A 17818-nucleotide genomic window follows, 5' to 3' on the forward strand; every position below is an offset into this window, starting at 1 on the left:
ATTAATAAAAAATGGAAGTAGGTGTAAAAAGATGAGTGAGAAAGCAAAAAGACCTCAAAATAAAAAGACTCAAAAGAAAAAAACTAAAAAAGAGCAACATCAGCAAGAAGTGATTAGACAAGCAAAGAAGAAAAAAAGAATCAAACAAAAATGTAAAGACTGTCTTTTTATTTTGCTTATTATTATTGGGATTGGTTTAATAGCTTATCCTTTTTACACAGATTTCCAATTAAATAAATACCAGCAAGTAGAAATACGTAACTATAATGCAGCGAACAGAAAATTATCGGCTAAAGAAAAAGAGAACTATAAAGAAAAATTGGAACATAAACAAGAAAAAAAAAACCATAACAATCGATCTTTATTATCTAGTAAATTAGATTTAAAAGAGAAAAAAGTGCCGGAAGTAATTAGTATATTGGAGATCCCAAAAATTGATTTAAAGGTGCCTGTTTATCCGATAAGTTCAAATTTAGTATTAGAAAAAGGCATAGGTACATTAGAAGGAACTTCTTTACCTTTCGGAGGTAAGGGGAATCATTCTGTTCTTACAGGCCATAGGGGGCTGTCTTTAGGAAAGATGTTTACAGACTTACCTAAATTAAATAAGGGAGATTTATTTTATATGGATGTATTGGGAGAAACACATGCCTATGAAATAGATCAAATAAAAACTATTTTACCTGATGATTTATCTCATTTTGACAAAGAAGAAGGTAAAGATCTTATTACATTAGTTACGTGCACCCCAATCGGAATAAATTCTCATCGATTATTAGTAAGAGGACATCGCGTTGCTTTAGAAATGGAAGAAAAAGAAAATCAAACACCTTATTTTTGGAATCTAAAACATACTATTTTAATAAGTCTTTTAGTAGTTATTTGTCTTATTCTTATAATTAGATATTTAATTATAAGGATAAAACAGTGACGTGTATAGGTGAAATGATAACGGTTCATTATCAAAATAGTAAGGTGACTCGGCTAGCACCTGGTGTGATCAAATAAGAAATACATTTGCTAAAATAGAATCAAAAAAATCTAGCACTTACTATTTTTCTTGATACTATTTTAGCCTAATTAACCTTTTTTATTACTAATTAATAAAATAAAATCATTATAATTTTTATTTAAACTTTTAGATAATAATTAGATAAACCGATAAAATTTATTGAGAATATAACTTTTTTAAAATTAAATATGTTATACTAAAACGATAGCCTTACTAATAGTAAGAGGAGCTGAGACTCTTATTTATGTGAAAATAGGGTATAACTGTAGATTTAACTGAAAAACTCAGCTCATTATTTTTGATACATATTAATGTATAATATTTTTTAGTAATTAATAAAAGCGAGGTAAATTTATGAAACACACACACATTTTGATGACACTGGTACTATTATCTTCTCAATTTTTATTTCCAATAAGTAGTTTTGCAACACAAAACACAAATGTAGCTACTGAAGCAATTGCTCCGAGTACTACGACTGATGAAAAATTAAAAACTAATTTACAAAATGTTGCTGAAGAGGAAGTAACTGAGTCATCAATAACAGATTCACAAAACGTTGCCGAAGAGAGAAATACTGAGTCATCGATCACTGATTCGCAAAGTGTTACTGAAGAGGAAGTAACTGAGGTATCAACAACCAATCCGCAAAAAGTTTCTGAAGCTGAAAAGGAAGTTACTGACATCTCAGCAAATGATTCAAATATTGTCGATTTAGGTGATGTAGATATATCCGTTGGTAGTGACACTGTAAATTCTGAAGATTCTCCATTGACTGGCAATGGCTTTATCTACAATGTTATTGTTAAGAACAATAACTCAGATGGAAATGTCATTCCTAAAGGAAGTCAAATCAAAATTAATTTGACTTCTAATAGTATGGATCCTGCCAAGCTAATATCTACCGATAAAAGTTATTTAGCTAATAGCAGTGTAACGCCTAACTTATACGAACTGATATCCTATTCAAATGGTGTTATTATTATAGAGAATACACAAGATTTATATCAAGGAGTATCTTCATTTAATTTAACACTTGTAAGAGCATCCTCAGCACAGACAGATTCAGGTGCGATTTTACCTATCTCTGTAAGTGGAGAATTTTTACTGAATGATGACTCATCTACAAGTAATAAAGAATTTCCTTTAGATCCTTCAATAATTTATATTGCGACTGTTAAATCTGGTGGTGGCGGTGGACAAGTATCTGTTCCTGGTTATGTCGACTATGCTGGTCATTCCCTACCAGATGTTAATTATTTAGGTTCAAAATTAGGTGGTTATGGCCAATTTGACGGATCAAAGACCTATAACGGAAGTCTTTATATGTCTTTTCTATCTGCTTGGGTTAAAGGATATGTAAGTAATAATAGAGTTGTACTTTGGTCACAGTCAAATCATGCAATTCCAAAAGAAAATTATAAGATTTATACAAATTCAAATGGTAAAATAACTGATCTCACTGATACTGAAAGTTTTGTATGGGAATATTCTGAAAATGGAGTTAAAGTAGATTTGTCCAATTGGTCAAAAACTGAAGCTGGTAAATTATCTAACGGAGCCGCAGTATACTTGGTTTCGTATATCCCGGTTTCCTCCGAGGATGAGATTGTCATATACAATGGGAATTTAGGATGGTACGGTATCGACCAATGGCCTAACGCTCCTACTCTATCTGGCGTTTTTAAAAACCCTAGTTCCAGTACTTCTGTGCCTTATTTTAGGACTACAGGGAATGCAACTATCTATAATACAGATACCTATAGCCCTATGACTGGAATAAATGCGTATTTAGGAACTGAACAAATAAATGAACAAATTGAAATTCAAGATTTAGATGGTTATCCTGAATCTGGAGAAAAACCTGAGGTAGGTACCTATAATATACAATACTCTATACAATATTTAGATGAAAATGGAGAAATTTCTACTAAGACAACAAGCAGAATAATAACTGTTATAGAAAACAAGCAAGCTATAGTGGGTTCTGATTACACTATGTATATAGGTGATAGAGAGGCCACACTCGCTGATTTCAACACTTCTGCGACAGACAAAGATGGTAATTCTATTGAAGTGACTGCGGATTTATCTAAGATAGATTTCTCTAAAGTGGGAACTTATGATGTTGAACTGACTGCTACAGATGGTCAAACAAAACTAGTTCAACTAATAATCAAAGAAAATAAACAAGCCATAACGGGTTCTGATTACACTATGTATACAGGTGATAAAAATGCCACACTCGCTGATTTCAACGCTTCTGCGACGGATAAAGCTGGTGACCCAATTGATGTGACAGCAGATTTATCTAAGGTAGATTTCTCTAAAGTGGGAACTTATGATGTTGAACTGACTGCTACAGATGGTCAAACAAAACTGGTTCAACTAATAATCAAAGAAAATAGACAAGCTATAACAGGTTCTGATTACACCATGTATGTAGGGGATCCAGAAGCTACTTTAGCTGATTTTAACGCTTCAGCTGTCGACAAAGACGGTAATATGATTGAATTAACTTTAGATCTATCTAAAGTAGACTTCTCTAAAGCGGGTACGTATGAGGTTGTACTTGCAGCAGCAGACGGTCAAAAAAAATCAGTTCAATTGATCATTCTAGATAAAGAAGTAGGGCCAAGTATCGAAGCAACCGATAAAACGATGTATGTAGGTGATACATTAACGAAAGAGGATATTCTTGCTTGGGCAACGTTTAATCATGCAGAGGGATTGACTCAAGGCTTTGAAGTCATTGGGACACCTATCCCAATTTCTTCTTCAGACAAATTAACGACTGGCGGAGAATATAAAATCAAGTATTATGTTCAAGGAAAAACAAAAGCAACAGAGGATACTCTTGCAGAGAAAGAAATTACCTTAACGGTGGTCAAAAAGACAACTGGAAAAACGAATCATACCGATCCATCAAAAACAATTGACTCAGGTAGTACAGGAACCACTGTTAAACCAACAAGCAACGTGTCTTCAAGTAAATCTTTTCCAAATACAGGAGAACAAAAAACAAACTTATTCTATGTTTTTGGGAACCTACTTGTTGTGGCATCATGCGTATTATATGTTTGGATGAGAAAAGAAAAACAAAAGTAAGGTATAGCAAAGAAGACCTCTTTGTCGATCAATATTGATAAAGAAAGTTCAAATAATTAAAGCGATTATTGTGAGAGGTTGGGACAGAAGCATTTAACTCTGAGAAATAAGTTGCTTCTGCTCACACTGTTCATTCTGATTTCTTAAGGCTAGGATATAACTCGTAGAGTTATGTCCTAGCCTTTTTCTGTTAAATAGTACCAAAATATAAAGAGATTCTCGTTTAAAATTATATAAGTTATGAAAGCCATATGTATTTTTTTCAATATCTTGATAATATTGTTCAAATATTCCCGCCGTTTATTTGGATTCCTAGCCTTAAAGAATCCGAATAAATGCTCCTGTCATAAGACAAATAAATATCAATCTTCAAAGATTAGGTTCATACTTATAGAATAAAAAAACTAAGGGAGGAAGAACAAATGTATGAAAATAATCAAATGAAGGTCATCGGTTTCTATGAAGGTTTACCAATTGAAAATGAATCAAGTTTTGTAGAAGAACGGCAACCGATTCCGCTACCAGATTCAAACGATATCCTTGTAAAAGTCAAAGCTGTTTCCGTAAATCCCGTAGATACAAAATTAAGACAAACTGCAAAAAAACAAGATCAATTGACGATTTTAGGATTTGATGGACTAGGGGAAGTTGTTTCTGTTGGTAAAAATGTTAGAAAGTTTAAAATTGGTGATCGTGTTTTTTATGCAGGTACAACCAAGCGTGCAGGTAGTAATCAAGAATTTCAATTGGTAAATGAAGCAATCGCTGCTTTAGCGCCGAGTAATTTAAGTGATGAAGCAGCCGTGTCATTACCGTTGACAGCTCTGACAGCGTATGAATTATTGTTTGAAAAATTTGGACTAATTCCGAAAGAAAAGGCTAATCAAGGGAAAACGATTTTAGTAATCAACGGAGCAGGTGGCGTAGGATCGATTTTAAATCAACTGGCACACTGGGCTGGGCTGACCGTTTACGCTACAGCTAGCCCTAAAAATTTTGATTGGTTAAAAAAAATCGGTGTGGATCATCCTATAGATTATCATGAAAATCTTAAACACAATATAATGAAAACAGGTACTCAAACAGTTGACTATGCCGCTGTTTTGTTCAATATCACTTCCTACATGGATACATTAACTGAGTTGATCAGCCCCTTAGGAAACATTGGGACGATCGTAGGGATAGAGGAGAAACTAGACATCAACCAATTGAAAAATAAATCTGTCAGCTTTGATTGGGTATACATGTTTACTAAAACTGATTTTGATTATAAAATTGAAACACAAGGCGAAGCACTAGCGTTAATCAGTCAACTTGCAGAAGCTGAGAAAATAGTTCCAACCGTGGGAAAAAGATATTCAAATGGAATCAATGTAGCAAATTTAAAAAAGGCCACAGCAGATGTGGAAACAGGTCATATGAGGGGAAAAGTTGTCATTAGCGGGTTATTCAATGGAAACGAGAAGTAAAGTCTAAGAGTAACAGGCAGAAATTCATTTGGGAATCAAATTAGTGTGAAACAAGATAAGTCAAAAGGCGTATAAAGTTCATCAAGATAATAAAAAACACAAAAGTAAGGCAAAAGCATATATGGCTTTTGTTGGCTCTTGTGTTTTTCATTATGGAGTGTTTATTTTTTTCATTAAATAAAAACAATGATGAATTATAAATAAAAGCAAAAAAATGACAAGCGTTTAAGGAGTAGATTATAATAAAGTGACTTGTTGAATATTAAATGAATAAATCCTTTTTTAAAATCCAAAAACTACTTTAGCCAGTCTCTCGGAAAAAAATAAAGTATGAACGAGATAAAAAGCACCGTAACTATATTATTCAATTGAAGCTGAATAAGTGTAACCAGATTTAAAATTAAGGAGTTTAGACCATGACATTAAAGCAAAGGATCATAGAAGAAAGTAAACGTTTAGGTATCGATAAAATCGGTTTTGCATCGGCTGAACCATTTTATGAGTTAGAGGATTCACTGAAAGAGCAAAAAGAACGTGGATACAACTCAGGTTTTGAACATCAAGTGATTGCAGAAAGAATCTACCCAGAAAAAACCTTTGAAAATCCTAAAACGATTATTTCTATTGCATTAGCTTATCCGACTAAAATAGAAGAAAAAGTGCCCAGAGATGAGAAACGCGGGATGTTTGCCAGAGCGTCTTGGGGCATCGATTATCATGATGTTTTAAAAGATCGATTATCAAAATTAATCGAATTTATTCAATCCCAAGCTCAAAGCCTAGAGGAATCTGATGATTGGCGTTTTGCACCTCAAGTGGATACTGGTGAGTTGGTTGATGTAGCAGTCGCACAACGTGCAGGGTTAGGGTTTATCGGAAGGAATGGATTGTTGATCACAGAAGAGTTTGGTTCTTTTGTTTATCTAGGAGAGATCGTGACCAATATCGACTTTGAAGTAGATGAGCCGATTCCTTTTGGTTGTGGTGATTGCACACGCTGCGTTACAGCCTGTCCTACACAAGCACTTTTAGGTAACGGTAGTATGAATGCAAAAAAATGTTTATCTTATCAAACACAAACCAAAGAGATGATGCCAGAAGAATATCGAAGAAAAATGCATAATGTAATATATGGATGCGATATTTGTCAGTTGGTTTGTCCTTATAACAAAGGAAAAGATTTCCATTTTCATAAAGAAATGGAACCCGAGGTGGAGACAGTCTATCCAAAATTAAAACCGATGCTAAGTATGTCAAATAAAGAATTTAAAACGCAGTTTGGGCACTTATCAGGTTCTTGGAGAGGAAAAAAACCATTGCAAAGAAATGCACTGATTGCTTTAGCAAACTTGGGTGATCGTAGTGCATTACCAGAAATTTTAGTCTGTGCAACACAAGAGGTGCGTCCTGTAATCAGAGGGACAGCAGCATGGGCGATCGGTAAATTAGGGAATAAGGAAGCGGAAAAATGGATCGATATTTTAACTGATTTGCTCAAAGTAGAACCGGAAGCCGAAGTACTTGTAGAAATACAGAATGCGATTGAACAATTAGAAAAATAATAGAGAAAAAGAGGTCGAAACAAAATGAACAATCAGTTTTGTTTCGACCTCTTTTTGAGATTCAAATAATAAAATTAAGCTTTAGCAGCTTCTTTAGGTTCGCGGCCTAAAATGGCTTGTAAAATTGTTAAGACACCATATGAAGCTAAAATTGTGTAAATCAAGCTAGAATAGGTCAAAATATCAAAATCCCACGTTTTGTAAATAACTAAAACAATTGCTAAAACAATAGCTGCAAGAACATTCAAGAATGCGAATGCCCATAGATTTCCATTTTCTTTACGTGAAAGATAATAGATCGAAAACCATAAACTTAATACGCCCCAAGCGATGCAGACTAAAATAGCTGCCCAATAAATAATAAATGCTACCACGAAGTTTCACCTCACTTTTATACATTAAGTATTTTATCACGTTCTCTGATGTTTGTCATGAAAAGACGGTGAAAAACCTGACATTTTTGAAAGCTTATCGCTTACTTAATGCGTTTGTATTTTCGTTTGTGCGTAGCCTTTTAATTATAAAGAATGGACATGGTCTTTTTTATTTTATGTAAATATTTTTTCTCTCAGCTCTTTATTTACGTTATAATGAACCTATTAGGAGATGAAATGATGCAAACGATTGATACACAACAAGCAGTAAGTCTGATTGAGCAAGCCGAAAAAATCACTTTTTTAACAGGTGCAGGCGTTTCAACCGCTTCAGGTGTACCTGATTATCGTTCACTATCTGGAAGTTATCATGGAATCGAACAGCCTGAATATTTGCTGAGCCGAACTTGTATGCTTGAAGAACCAGAGAAATTTTATTCATTTATCCAAACGCTATATCATCCAAATGCAAAACCGAATCGTATCCACTTGAACATGGTAGACTTGCAAAAAACAAAAGACATATGGATTATTTCCCAAAATATAGATGGCTTGCATGCAGCCGCAGGGACAAAGAATTTAGTTGAGTTTCATGGGAACTTGTATGATTGTTATTGCAGAAAATGTGGACAAAAAGTTTTGGCAGAAATGTATGTATCCTCTGATCGTCATGATCGATGCGGTGGGCAAATTCGTCCTAATATTGTATTGTATGAAGAAGGATTAGATGAACAAGCAATTACTGTATCAATTCAAGCTGTTTCTAAGGCAGAATTGATCGTGATTGTCGGGACTAGTTTTCAGGTACATCCATTTTGCGATTTGATTCATTATGCTACAGACACTGCAAAAATAGTGGTGATCAACCAAACATCGGTCCAATTAAACAGAGATGCTTATTTTTTGAAACAAGATGCACTGAAGGTCTTCGAAAATAGTTTGTAGAGGAGTTTTAAAATGGAAGAAATTAAATCAGAACGACAAAAAATGATCGATGGGGAACTTTATTTTGCTGGAGATCCAGAGCTGGCAACCGCACGCAAATTCGCGAGAGAACAAATGAAATTAATCAACAATGAAGAAAACAGTCAAATTCGTCGGCAATTGGTAGAGGAAACGTTTGGGACAACAGGAACAGGCAGCTATATTGAACCATCAATCAGTTTTGATTATGGCTTCAATATTCATGTTGGCAAGAATTTCTATGCTAATTTCAATAGTATTTTTCTAGATATATGTCCCATTATAATCGGTGATAATTGTATGTTTGGACCAAATGTTCAATTGTATTCAGCGACGCATCCACTACATCCAGTTAAACGAAATAGCGGGTTGGAATACGGTAAACCAATTACGATAGGCGACAATGTTTGGCTTGGCGGTGGAGCTATACTTACCCCTGGCGTAACTTTAGGGGATAATGTTGTAGTAGCAGCTGGATCTGTTGTAACAAAATCATTTCCAGCTAATTGTGTGATTGGTGGAAATCCTGCGAAAATCATCAAAGAAATTGAGCTGGAAGAAAAACGAGCACCGCTCATGATTCAGCGGGATAAAATCAATGCAGTGGATAAAAAGATCGTCGCTTTATTAGAAGAGCGTATGGACGTAGTCAAGACCATCGCTACAATCAAGAAGATATCAGAGCAGCCGATACTAGATGCTTCAAGAGAACAAGAAGTCTTAGCTAAAATCGACACATATGTTGTGAATGATCAATACAAAGAAACAATCAAAGAAACCTATCAAGGAATCATGGATGCCTCAAAACAGTTTCAGCAAAAACAAATGGATTAAGTTGCAACAGGAGGAAATTGGATGGATTAAGTTGCAACAGGAGGAAATTGGATGGATGGTATTAAAAGACGAGAAGCCATTTTACTAGAATTAGAATCAGCAGATAAACCAATGAGTGCCAGTCGTTTCGCAAAAGAGTTTAAGGTCAGCCGGCAAATTGTGGTTGGAGATGTGGCATTGTTACGGGCAGCTGGCTTTGACATAATCGCGACAGCTAGAGGTTATTTGCTTGAGACTGAAAAAGACAAGCAGGGAATCGTTCGTAAAATTGCCTGTCAGCATAGGCCAGAACAAACACAAGAAGAACTGTCAGTGATTGTTTCTTTGGGTGGCGAAATTCTAGATGTTGTAGTTGAACATCCGATTTATGGTGAACTGACTGGGGGACTGCATATTCAGAGCGAAAAAGAAGTGAAAGAGTTTATTAAAGCGTATGAAAAAAGCAGTGCTTCTTTATTATCTGAGTTGACTGGTGGAATTCATCTGCATACGATTCGTTGTGAAAGTGAAAATACTCTTAGAGAGATCAAAAAAGTGTTAGACCAAAAAGGTATTTTGTATAAAGGATAATAAAAAAAAGAGCTACAGAAATCGTAAGGATTGAGTCGCCCCAAAAAGGCTAACTTTTCGGGGCGCTACAGATTTCAGTAGTCTTTTTTATTTTTTTTAATTACCTTCTGCTTCAAATTTCTCGAAAGCTGACGCAATGACTTCTTTTAACGCATTAGCAGAAGCATTCATTCGATCCATTTCAGAATCTGTCAATGGAATTTCAATGACTTGCTTGATTCCTTGACGATTGATGACAGCAGGTGCGCCGATAAAAATATCATTTTGTCCATATTCACCATCCAAATAAACAGAAAGTGGGAAGACTGAATCTTCATCATCTAAAATTGCTTTTGTGATTCGAGCTAAGGCAGCAGCGATTCCATAGAATGTAGCACCTTTTTTCTCAATAATTGAATAAGCCGCATCTCTTACATTGAAGAATAAATTAACCATTGCTTCTTCATCTACATCTGGATTATTTTTAACCCATTCATAAATCTGTAAGCCAGCAACATTAGCATGAGACCAGACTGGAAACTCAGTATCGCCATGTTCACCTAAGATATAAGCATGGACATTACGAGCATCTACGTCAACTAATTCGGCGATTGCTTGACGGAAACGAGCTGAGTCAAGCGAAGTTCCAGAACCAATAACGCGTTCCTTTGGAAATCCTGAGAATTTCCATGTAGAATAAGTTAAAATATCTACTGGATTTGCGGCAACTAAGAAAATACCGTTAAAACCAGAATCAACGATTGAAGTAACGATCTGTTTGTTGATCTTCAAATTTTTATGAACCAAATCGATTCTTGTTTCGCCAGGCTTTTGTGCTGCGCCTGCAGTTAATACGACAAGATCAGCATCATGACAATCGTCATAAGTTGCTGCATAAATCTTTTTGGGAGAAGTAAATGCGAGTGCATGAGATAAATCAGCGGCATCGCCTTCAGTTTTCTTTGTATCTATATCTATAATACCAACTTCTTGCGCAATATTTTGAGTGACTAAGGCAAAAGCATAACTAGAACCAACGGCGCCATCACCAACTAAAATTACTTTTTGGTGGTCTTTATTTCCAACTGCTGCAGTCATGTGTATCATTCCTTTCAGTTAATTGTTTTATCACAATGATAATACCATCGTTTGTGAGTTTTGTCACGTTTTTTGTCTGTTTAAATTAATACAGTTTTTAGAGGTGTTTCATAAGAAAACTCTTTCATGTGCGGTATTTCACTATTATGCTTTTTTGACTGCTTGAAATGGAAAATTTAAACTTATGGCTTTTTTAAGAATTTTTAAGAGTCGGGAGATACTTGTTTTATGGTATAATTAGAAAAAAACTGGGCAAGGGATCCCCCTGCCCAGATATTTTGTGTTGGAGAATGAATAAATGGTGGGACATGATCACCACTTGTTAAGGAGAATATAAATAAATGAAAATGATCGTCGGATTAGGTAATCCAGGAAGTAAATATCAAGAAACAAAACATAATATCGGATTTATCACGTTGGATGAAATCGCTCACCGATACAATGCCACTTTTAATAGAAGTCAATTTGAAGCGGATATCGCTGAATTTTTCATAGGAACAGAAAAAATCATGTTGGTAAAACCTCTGACATTTATGAATGAGTCCGGTCGATCAGTGGGACCGCTAATGACATATTACGGTGTTGATGATGCGGAATTAATCGTTATATATGATGATCTAGATCTAGAAATCGGTAAGATTCGTTTACGAGAAAAAGGGAGTGCAGGCGGACATAATGGGATGAAAAGCTTGATAGCACATTTAGGAACAAATGTATTTCCAAGAATCAAAATCGGGATTGGTCGTCCTGTAGGTAGTAATACAGTCATTCATCATGTGCTGACCGGTTTTCCTAAAGAGAAACACGAAGAAATTTTACTAGCAGTGAAAACTGCAGCGGATGCAGCGATTTATGCATGTGAGGGGCATACGTTTGTTGATGCGATGAATCAGTTTAATGGTAAATAAATAGAATAGAAAATATGCAAGGAGGAGCCTAATATGAACATCATTGAACGAATTGGTGCAAGTGAACTAGCCCGAGATTGGAAAAAACAATTAACAGGAAATACTCGTCAGTTGATCACGGGACTAGCCGGCTCTGCTAAAACATTGGTCATGGCCAGTGGGTTTAAAGAAAAAAGTCAAAAAATCGTCGTGGCTGTTCCAAATCTATATTATGGGAATCAATTAGTTGAAGATTTTCGTAATATTTTATCAGACGAAGAAGTTTATATATTTCCCGTGGATGAAGTATTGTCTGCTGAAATGGCTTTCTCCTCACCAGAAGCTAGAGCAGAAAGAGTAGCAGCACTTAATTTTCTTCTAACGGATCAAGCCGGGATCATCGTTGTCCCAGTAGCGGGCCTAAGGAAATATTTACCGAGTAAACAAACCTGGGAAAAAGCACAGTTGCATTGGGAAATTGGCGGAGAAATCGATCTAGATACCATGGCACAACAATTAGTCTTAATGGGGTATGAGCGCCAATCCTTAGTTGGGAAACCTGGAGATTTTAGTATTCGCGGAAGTATCATAGATGTCTATCCGTTAAATTCTGAATATCCAGTTAGGGCAGAACTGTTTGATATCGAAATTGATTCTTTACGATATTTTGAAGCAGATACCCAGCGGTCTGTTGGTGCCATTGAATCTGTGACACTTTCACCAATGACGGATCTTGTATTTTCAAAAGAAGACTTGATTCATGGGGAAAAAGAACTAAACAGAGCCTTAGAAAAAAGAGTGGCGATTGCCAAAGATACAGCCGAAAAAGATTTTCTTCAGGATTACTTTAGTCAGTTAGGGACATCTTGGGGGCAAGGGATTCCAACTGATACAGCGCATTACTATACAGATTTTTTATATGAAACGAAAACTACTTTACTAGATTATATTTCTGAAGATAGTTTAGTTTTTGTTGATGATTATGCACGGATCCTAGAAGCAGAACGTGAGATCATTCGTGAAGAAAACGAGTGGCAAGTACTTAAATTAGAAGAAATGCGTGTCTTTCCCGAGCAAACATTTGGCTTGGAGTTTCATGAACAAGTACGGAAAATGACTTTTGCGACAACATTCTTTTCGTTATTTCAAAAAGGAATGGGCAATCTGCGTTTTCAAGCTGTTCATAATTTTCAATACCGTTCTATGCAACAATTTTTTGGTCAAATGCCATTATTAAAAACGGAAATGGATCGTTGGCAAAAACAAGATCAGACGGTTGTCGTTTTTGTCCCGACGAAAGAGCGTAGTCAAAAAGTTGAAGAGCTGTTTCGAGATTTTGATATTTCCAGTGTGACAGTATCCGCCAATAAATTAATAGAAGGAAAAATTCAAATTGTTGAAGGCTCATTGCAGTCTGGTTTTGAATTACCTGTCGAAAAAATCGTTGCAATCACAGAAAAAGAAATTTTCCATACCACGACGAAAAAAAGAGCGCGCCGTCAAACAGTTTCCAATGCAGAACGCTTAAAAAGTTATAGTGATCTTAAAAATGGCGATTATGTCGTTCATGCCAACCATGGGATCGGTAAATACATTGGGATGCAGACACTGGAAGTAGACGGTATTCACCAAGACTACATCACGATTTTATACCAAAATGATGACAAACTCTTTATTCCAGTTACGCAGTTAAACTTGATCCAAAAATTTGTAGCCTCTGAAGCAAAATCACCGAAAGTCAATAAATTAGGCGGTAGTGAATGGAGTAAGACGAAACGAAAAGTCACGTCTAAAATCGAAGATATAGCAGACGATTTGATCCAACTTTATGCATCAAGAGAATCTGAAAAAGGCTATGCGTTTCCACCAGATGATGCTTATCAAAAAGAATTTGAAGATGCATTTCCATATAGTGAAACAGACGATCAATTACGTAGTACAGCGGAAATCAAACATGATATGGAAAAAACGCGGCCGATGGATCGTTTGCTTGTGGGTGATGTAGGATACGGCAAGACAGAGGTTGCATTACGTGCTGCATTCAAAGCAATTAACAACAATAAACAAGTCGCCTTTTTAGTTCCAACAACTATATTGGCACAACAGCATTATGAGACTATGCTAGATCGTTTCGAGGGATTCCCAGTAGAGGTTGGCTTGTTGAGTCGTTTTAGAACGAAAAAGCAGCAAAATGAAACAATAGAAAAGATTAAACACGGGCAAGTAGATATTGTAGTAGGCACTCATCGTTTGCTATCTCAAGATGTGAAATTCAGTGATCTTGGATTATTGGTGATCGATGAAGAACAACGTTTTGGTGTCAAACACAAAGAACGTTTAAAACAACTTCGTGCGCAAGTAGATGTTTTAACGCTAACTGCAACCCCTATTCCAAGAACACTGCATATGTCAATGCTAGGGGTACGTGATCTTTCCGTCATCGAAACACCGCCGGAAAATCGTTACCCGATCCAAACGTATGTCATGGAAAACAATCCAGGTGCGATCAGAGAAGCAATCGAAAGAGAAATGGCGCGTGATGGACAAGTTTTTTATCTCTATAATCGGGTGGATACGATTGAACAAAAAGTGGAAGAACTTCAAGCATTGGTTCCAGATGCTAGGATTACGTATGCCCATGGTCAAATGACAGAAGTTCAACTAGAAAATACTCTATTTGACTTTATTGAACGACAATACGATGTTTTAGTTACGACCACTATCATTGAAACGGGTGTAGATATTCCAAATGCGAATACATTATTTGTAGAAAATGCCGATTACATGGGCTTATCCACCTTATATCAATTACGCGGTAGGGTAGGTCGAAGCAATCGCGTCGCGTATGCTTACTTTATGTATGAGCAACAAAAGATTTTAAATGAAGTCAGTGAGAAGCGTTTAGAAGCAATCAAAGACTTCACTGAGCTAGGTTCTGGGTTTAAAATTGCCATGAGAGATCTATCGATACGCGGAGCAGGGAATCTTTTAGGAGCACAGCAACATGGCTTTATTGATTCTGTCGGGTTTGATATGTATTCACAAATGCTTTCAGAAGCAGTTGCTAGAAAACAAGGAAAGAATATCCAAGATCAAAAAACTTCTGTTGAAATCGACTTGGGCATCGATGCTTATTTACCGACAACTTATATTTCTGATGAACGTCAGAAAATTGAAATCTATAAACGGATTCGTCAGCTGGAAAATATGGATATGTATGATGAACTCGAGGCAGATTTACTTGATCGCTTCGGTGAATATCCAGACGAAGTTGCTCATCTATTGACGACAGGCCAAATTAAGATGGATGGGGATCGTGCATTAGTTGAAACAATTCGTAAAAGACAGCAAGAAATCACCTTTACTTTAAGCAAAATCGGTACAAAAACTTATAACGTAGAACAAATTTTTGAAGCATTATCGCATACCCAATTGAAAGCGGATCTTGCTGTGGATAATGAAAAAATGTCTGTCCGTCTAAAAGTTCCTAAAAGCATGAAAGAAGCTGCTTGGTTACAGGAAGTAGCGCTATTTACAACAGCGTTAAGACAAGAAAAATATAAGACGATGATTGTTGAAGAAGAATGAGCTTATCTAGCTTCACGGGCTAACCTCTCGGAAAAAAGATAAAAATAGAGTGAGGCAAAAAGCGCCTCAATCGATTTTTCCTATTTTACAGTCGAGGCTAACGAGCCCGTTCCGCTTTTAGATTTATCCAGCTTCACGGGCTAATCTCTCGGAAAAAAGATAAAAATAGAGTGAGGCAAAAAGCGCCTCAATCGATTTTTCCTATTTTACAGTCGAGATTGAACGAGCCCGTTCTGCTTTTAGACTTATCCAGCTTCACGGGCTAATCTCTCGGAAAAAAGATAGAAATAGAGTGAGGCAAAAAGCGCCTCAATCGATTTTCCCTATTTTACAGTTGAGGTTGAACGAGCCCGTTCCGCTTTTAGATTTATCTAGCTTCACGGGCTAGCTCTTCGGGGAAAAGATTAAAATGGAATATGACAAAAAGCATCACAGTCAGTTTTTCTTATTTTCCGTTCAGAGCTAAGCGAGCCCACTACGCTTTTAGACTAGGAGGTCAACAATGGCGCATAAAGAAATGCGGACGATGATGCAAGGTGCAGTTGTTTTAACGGTTGCGTCATTTATTGCCAAAGTGCTAAGTGCGATTTATCGAGTACCTTTTCAAAATTTAGTTGGGGATGAAGGGTTCTATGTTTATCAACAAGTTTACCCGATCTACGGTATTGCGATGACTTTAGCATTATCAGGATTGCCGCAGTTTATTTCAAAAGTTGTCGCAGAGCAACCAGATATTAGTGAACAGAAAAAAGTATTACAAAAACTTTTTCCTTTTGTTTCAATAATTGCTGTTTTGTGTTGGGTCTTTTTCTTTTTGGGTAGTCATGAAATTGCCTTTATGATGGGAGATTATCGATTAGCATCGTTAATTCAAGTCGTTTCTTTTACATTCTTATTGGTGCCTATACTGTCATTTTACCGTGGCAATTTTCAAGGACACTTATTGATGGTACCAAGCGCTGTTTCCCAAGTAATAGAACAAGTTGTTCGGGTAGGGGTAATTTTAATTGCAGCATACTCTTTTAGTAGATTTGGGTGGTCTGTCTATCAGACCGGTACAGTCGCTATGGGCGGGGCATTGCTGGGTGGAATGGTTGCTGTAGGAATTTTATGGTACTACGATCAGAAAATTCGTGTGGGTAGCTCGGCCTATCTTACGCAATGGAAAATTGAACGAGGCTCTGGAAAATTATTCGGCCGGTTGTTGGTCGAAGGAGGGATCGTATCGCTATATAGCGCTTTTTTGATTTTCTTCCAGTTAATTGATTCTTTCCTGGTTAAAAATGCTTTAGTCGCATCGGGAATCAGTGATTCCGCCGCAAAAATCGATAAAGGTATTTATGATCGCGGACAGCCTTTGGTTCAATTAGGGTTAGTCGTTGCCTTAGCTTTAAGTTCAAGTTTTTTACCTGCGCTGACAAAATATTTCATGAGTCAAGAAAAGGAACGCTTTTTAAAAGCTGCTAAAATATTTCTACGACTAACAACAGCGATTGCAGCGGCCGCTTCAATAGGATTGGCACTCCTGTTACCTTATATAAATTTTGCTTTATTTAAAGATTATAAAGGCAATAGTGTTTTAGGTGTATATGTTTGTTCGATTGCTTTTATGGCAGTCATACAAGCCTATCAGAGCGTTTTACAAAGTCGAAATCAATTTTTGACCTCCATGTTTTCGGCAGGTATCGGATTACTGACAAAATTATTTTTGACGAGCTCTTTGACCTATACTTTTGGAACGCTTGGAGCGAGTCTTTCAACGATTGTGGGATTACTAGCTACCTTGTTTTTATTGATACTGTTTTCAAAAAGAGAAATCAATCGTTTTATTGTAGAAAATCATTTCTTTAGAAAATTAATGATCAGTTTAGGAATGATGGGAATTGTGTTACTCTGTTACCAAGGAGTTGTTGGCATTTTGTTTGGCACTGTTGAACATCGTGGTCAAGCGTTGCTTGTGGCAATAATGGGTGTGTTGATTGGCGGTGCAACATTTATTTTTATTATCATTAAAATACAATTATTTACAATTCGGGAATGGCTGACATTACCGTTTGGAGCGAAAATATTAAGAATGAAGAGGTAAGGTTTATGCGTTTAGACAAATTTTTAAAAGTTTCCCGTATTATCAAAAGAAGACCTGTAGCCAAAGAAGTTGCGGATAAAGGTCGGATTCAAATCAATGGTATCTTGGCAAAATCATCAAGTAACGTAAAAATCGGTGATCAGGTGAAGATCCAATTTGGGAATAAAATCTTAGAAATCGAAGTACTTGAACTTCGTGATTCTACGAAAAAAGAAGATGCAGACAAGATGTATCAGATTGTTTCAGAGAAAAGAGTCGAAAATAGTGATAATTTAGATTAGACAAGCT

13 protein-coding genes are annotated in these 17818 nt (G+C 36.2%); 11 read left to right on the forward strand and 2 right to left on the reverse strand.

The annotated features are described in order from the left end of the window. Window positions 1–31: 31 nt before the first annotated feature. The 4 genes from IGI43_RS13160 to queG all read left to right on the forward strand — a co-directional run bounded on the left by IGI43_RS13160 (window position 32) and on the right by queG (window position 7151). On the forward strand, window positions 32–931 hold the full coding sequence (locus IGI43_RS13160) for a class C sortase (protein WP_438758252.1): 900 nt from the start codon (window positions 32–34) through the stop codon (window positions 929–931). A gap of 435 nt (window positions 932–1366) precedes the next feature. After that, complete coding sequence (locus tag IGI43_RS13165; protein WP_438758253.1) at window positions 1367–4120, forward strand: hypothetical protein; 2754 nt, start codon at window positions 1367–1369, stop codon at window positions 4118–4120. A gap of 422 nt (window positions 4121–4542) precedes the next feature. Beyond that, a complete protein-coding gene (locus tag IGI43_RS13170; protein ID WP_438758254.1) occupies window positions 4543–5589 on the forward strand; it encodes a zinc-binding alcohol dehydrogenase family protein in 1047 nt (348 codons plus the stop codon). Window positions 5590–6005: 416 nt separating this feature from the next. Beyond that, entirely contained in the window at window positions 6006–7151 is a 1146-nt protein-coding gene (gene queG, locus IGI43_RS13175; protein ID WP_438758256.1) for a tRNA epoxyqueuosine(34) reductase QueG, read from the forward strand. Between the two features lie 74 nt (window positions 7152–7225). Here queG and IGI43_RS13180 read toward each other — a convergent pair whose 3' ends face one another. After that, the gene (locus tag IGI43_RS13180; protein ID WP_438758257.1) at window positions 7226–7525 is read right to left on the reverse strand and encodes a hypothetical protein; all 300 of its coding nucleotides are present in this window, start codon (window positions 7523–7525) and stop codon (window positions 7226–7228) included. A gap of 240 nt (window positions 7526–7765) precedes the next feature. Here IGI43_RS13180 and IGI43_RS13185 point away from each other — a divergent pair, with 240 nt between their 5' ends. From IGI43_RS13185 to IGI43_RS13195, 3 genes are read left to right on the forward strand one after another with little or no spacing between them, the layout of a single operon-like run. Then, window positions 7766–8470 carry an NAD-dependent protein deacylase gene (locus IGI43_RS13185; RefSeq protein ID WP_438758258.1) on the forward strand — a complete coding sequence of 235 codons (705 nt, stop codon included), beginning with the start codon at window positions 7766–7768 and terminating at the stop codon, window positions 8468–8470. Between the two features lie 12 nt (window positions 8471–8482). After that, entirely contained in the window at window positions 8483–9322 is an 840-nt protein-coding gene (locus tag IGI43_RS13190) for a chorismate mutase (protein WP_438758259.1), read from the forward strand. A 51-nt stretch (window positions 9323–9373) separates the two neighbouring features. Continuing rightward, the gene (locus IGI43_RS13195; RefSeq protein WP_438758260.1) at window positions 9374–9892 is read left to right on the forward strand and encodes a transcription repressor NadR; all 519 of its coding nucleotides are present in this window, start codon (window positions 9374–9376) and stop codon (window positions 9890–9892) included. A gap of 96 nt (window positions 9893–9988) precedes the next feature. Here IGI43_RS13195 and IGI43_RS13200 read toward each other — a convergent pair whose 3' ends face one another. After that, window positions 9989–10969 carry an L-lactate dehydrogenase gene (locus tag IGI43_RS13200; protein ID WP_438758261.1) on the reverse strand — a complete coding sequence of 327 codons (981 nt, stop codon included), beginning with the start codon at window positions 10967–10969 and terminating at the stop codon, window positions 9989–9991. 341 nt (window positions 10970–11310) lie between these two features. On the opposite strand from IGI43_RS13200, the gene pth reads away from it, so the two are divergent. From pth to IGI43_RS13220, 4 genes are all read left to right on the forward strand, one after another. Continuing rightward, complete coding sequence (gene pth, locus IGI43_RS13205; RefSeq protein ID WP_438758262.1) at window positions 11311–11877, forward strand: aminoacyl-tRNA hydrolase; 567 nt, start codon at window positions 11311–11313, stop codon at window positions 11875–11877. 33 nt (window positions 11878–11910) lie between these two features. After that, complete coding sequence (gene mfd, locus IGI43_RS13210) at window positions 11911–15444, forward strand: transcription-repair coupling factor (protein WP_438758263.1); 3534 nt, start codon at window positions 11911–11913, stop codon at window positions 15442–15444. A 502-nt stretch (window positions 15445–15946) separates the two neighbouring features. Then, window positions 15947–17530: a putative polysaccharide biosynthesis protein gene (locus IGI43_RS13215; protein ID WP_438758264.1), complete on the forward strand. Its 1584-nt coding sequence runs from the start codon at window positions 15947–15949 to the stop codon at window positions 17528–17530. Between the two features lie 5 nt (window positions 17531–17535). Beyond that, the gene (locus IGI43_RS13220) at window positions 17536–17811 is read left to right on the forward strand and encodes an RNA-binding S4 domain-containing protein (protein WP_438758265.1); all 276 of its coding nucleotides are present in this window, start codon (window positions 17536–17538) and stop codon (window positions 17809–17811) included. Window positions 17812–17818: the final 7 nt, after the last annotated feature.

The sequence above is a fragment of the Enterococcus sp. AZ126 genome (genome assembly GCF_051714545.1).
In the GTDB taxonomy this organism is placed as follows: Bacteria; Bacillota; Bacilli; order Lactobacillales; family Enterococcaceae; genus Enterococcus_L.

What these genes read in the sequence shown, in the direction of transcription:
- IGI43_RS13160 (WP_438758252.1), top strand. Translation starts at nt 32, where the DNA reads ATGAGTGAGAAAGCAAAAAGACCTCAAAATAAAAAGACTCAAAAGAAA.
- IGI43_RS13165 (WP_438758253.1), top strand. Translation starts at nt 1,367, where the DNA reads ATGAAACACACACACATTTTGATGACACTGGTACTATTATCTTCTCAA.
- IGI43_RS13170 (WP_438758254.1), top strand. Translation starts at nt 4,543, where the DNA reads ATGTATGAAAATAATCAAATGAAGGTCATCGGTTTCTATGAAGGTTTA.
- queG (WP_438758256.1), top strand. Translation starts at nt 6,006, where the DNA reads ATGACATTAAAGCAAAGGATCATAGAAGAAAGTAAACGTTTAGGTATC.
- IGI43_RS13185 (WP_438758258.1), top strand. Translation starts at nt 7,766, where the DNA reads ATGCAAACGATTGATACACAACAAGCAGTAAGTCTGATTGAGCAAGCC.
- IGI43_RS13190 (WP_438758259.1), top strand. Translation starts at nt 8,483, where the DNA reads ATGGAAGAAATTAAATCAGAACGACAAAAAATGATCGATGGGGAACTT.
- IGI43_RS13195 (WP_438758260.1), top strand. Translation starts at nt 9,374, where the DNA reads ATGGATGGTATTAAAAGACGAGAAGCCATTTTACTAGAATTAGAATCA.
- IGI43_RS13200 (WP_438758261.1), bottom strand. Translation starts at nt 10,969, where the DNA reads ATGACTGCAGCAGTTGGAAATAAAGACCACCAAAAAGTAATTTTAGTT.
- pth (WP_438758262.1), top strand. Translation starts at nt 11,311, where the DNA reads ATGAAAATGATCGTCGGATTAGGTAATCCAGGAAGTAAATATCAAGAA.
- mfd (WP_438758263.1), top strand. Translation starts at nt 11,911, where the DNA reads ATGAACATCATTGAACGAATTGGTGCAAGTGAACTAGCCCGAGATTGG.
- IGI43_RS13215 (WP_438758264.1), top strand. Translation starts at nt 15,947, where the DNA reads ATGGCGCATAAAGAAATGCGGACGATGATGCAAGGTGCAGTTGTTTTA.
- IGI43_RS13220 (WP_438758265.1), top strand. Translation starts at nt 17,536, where the DNA reads ATGCGTTTAGACAAATTTTTAAAAGTTTCCCGTATTATCAAAAGAAGA.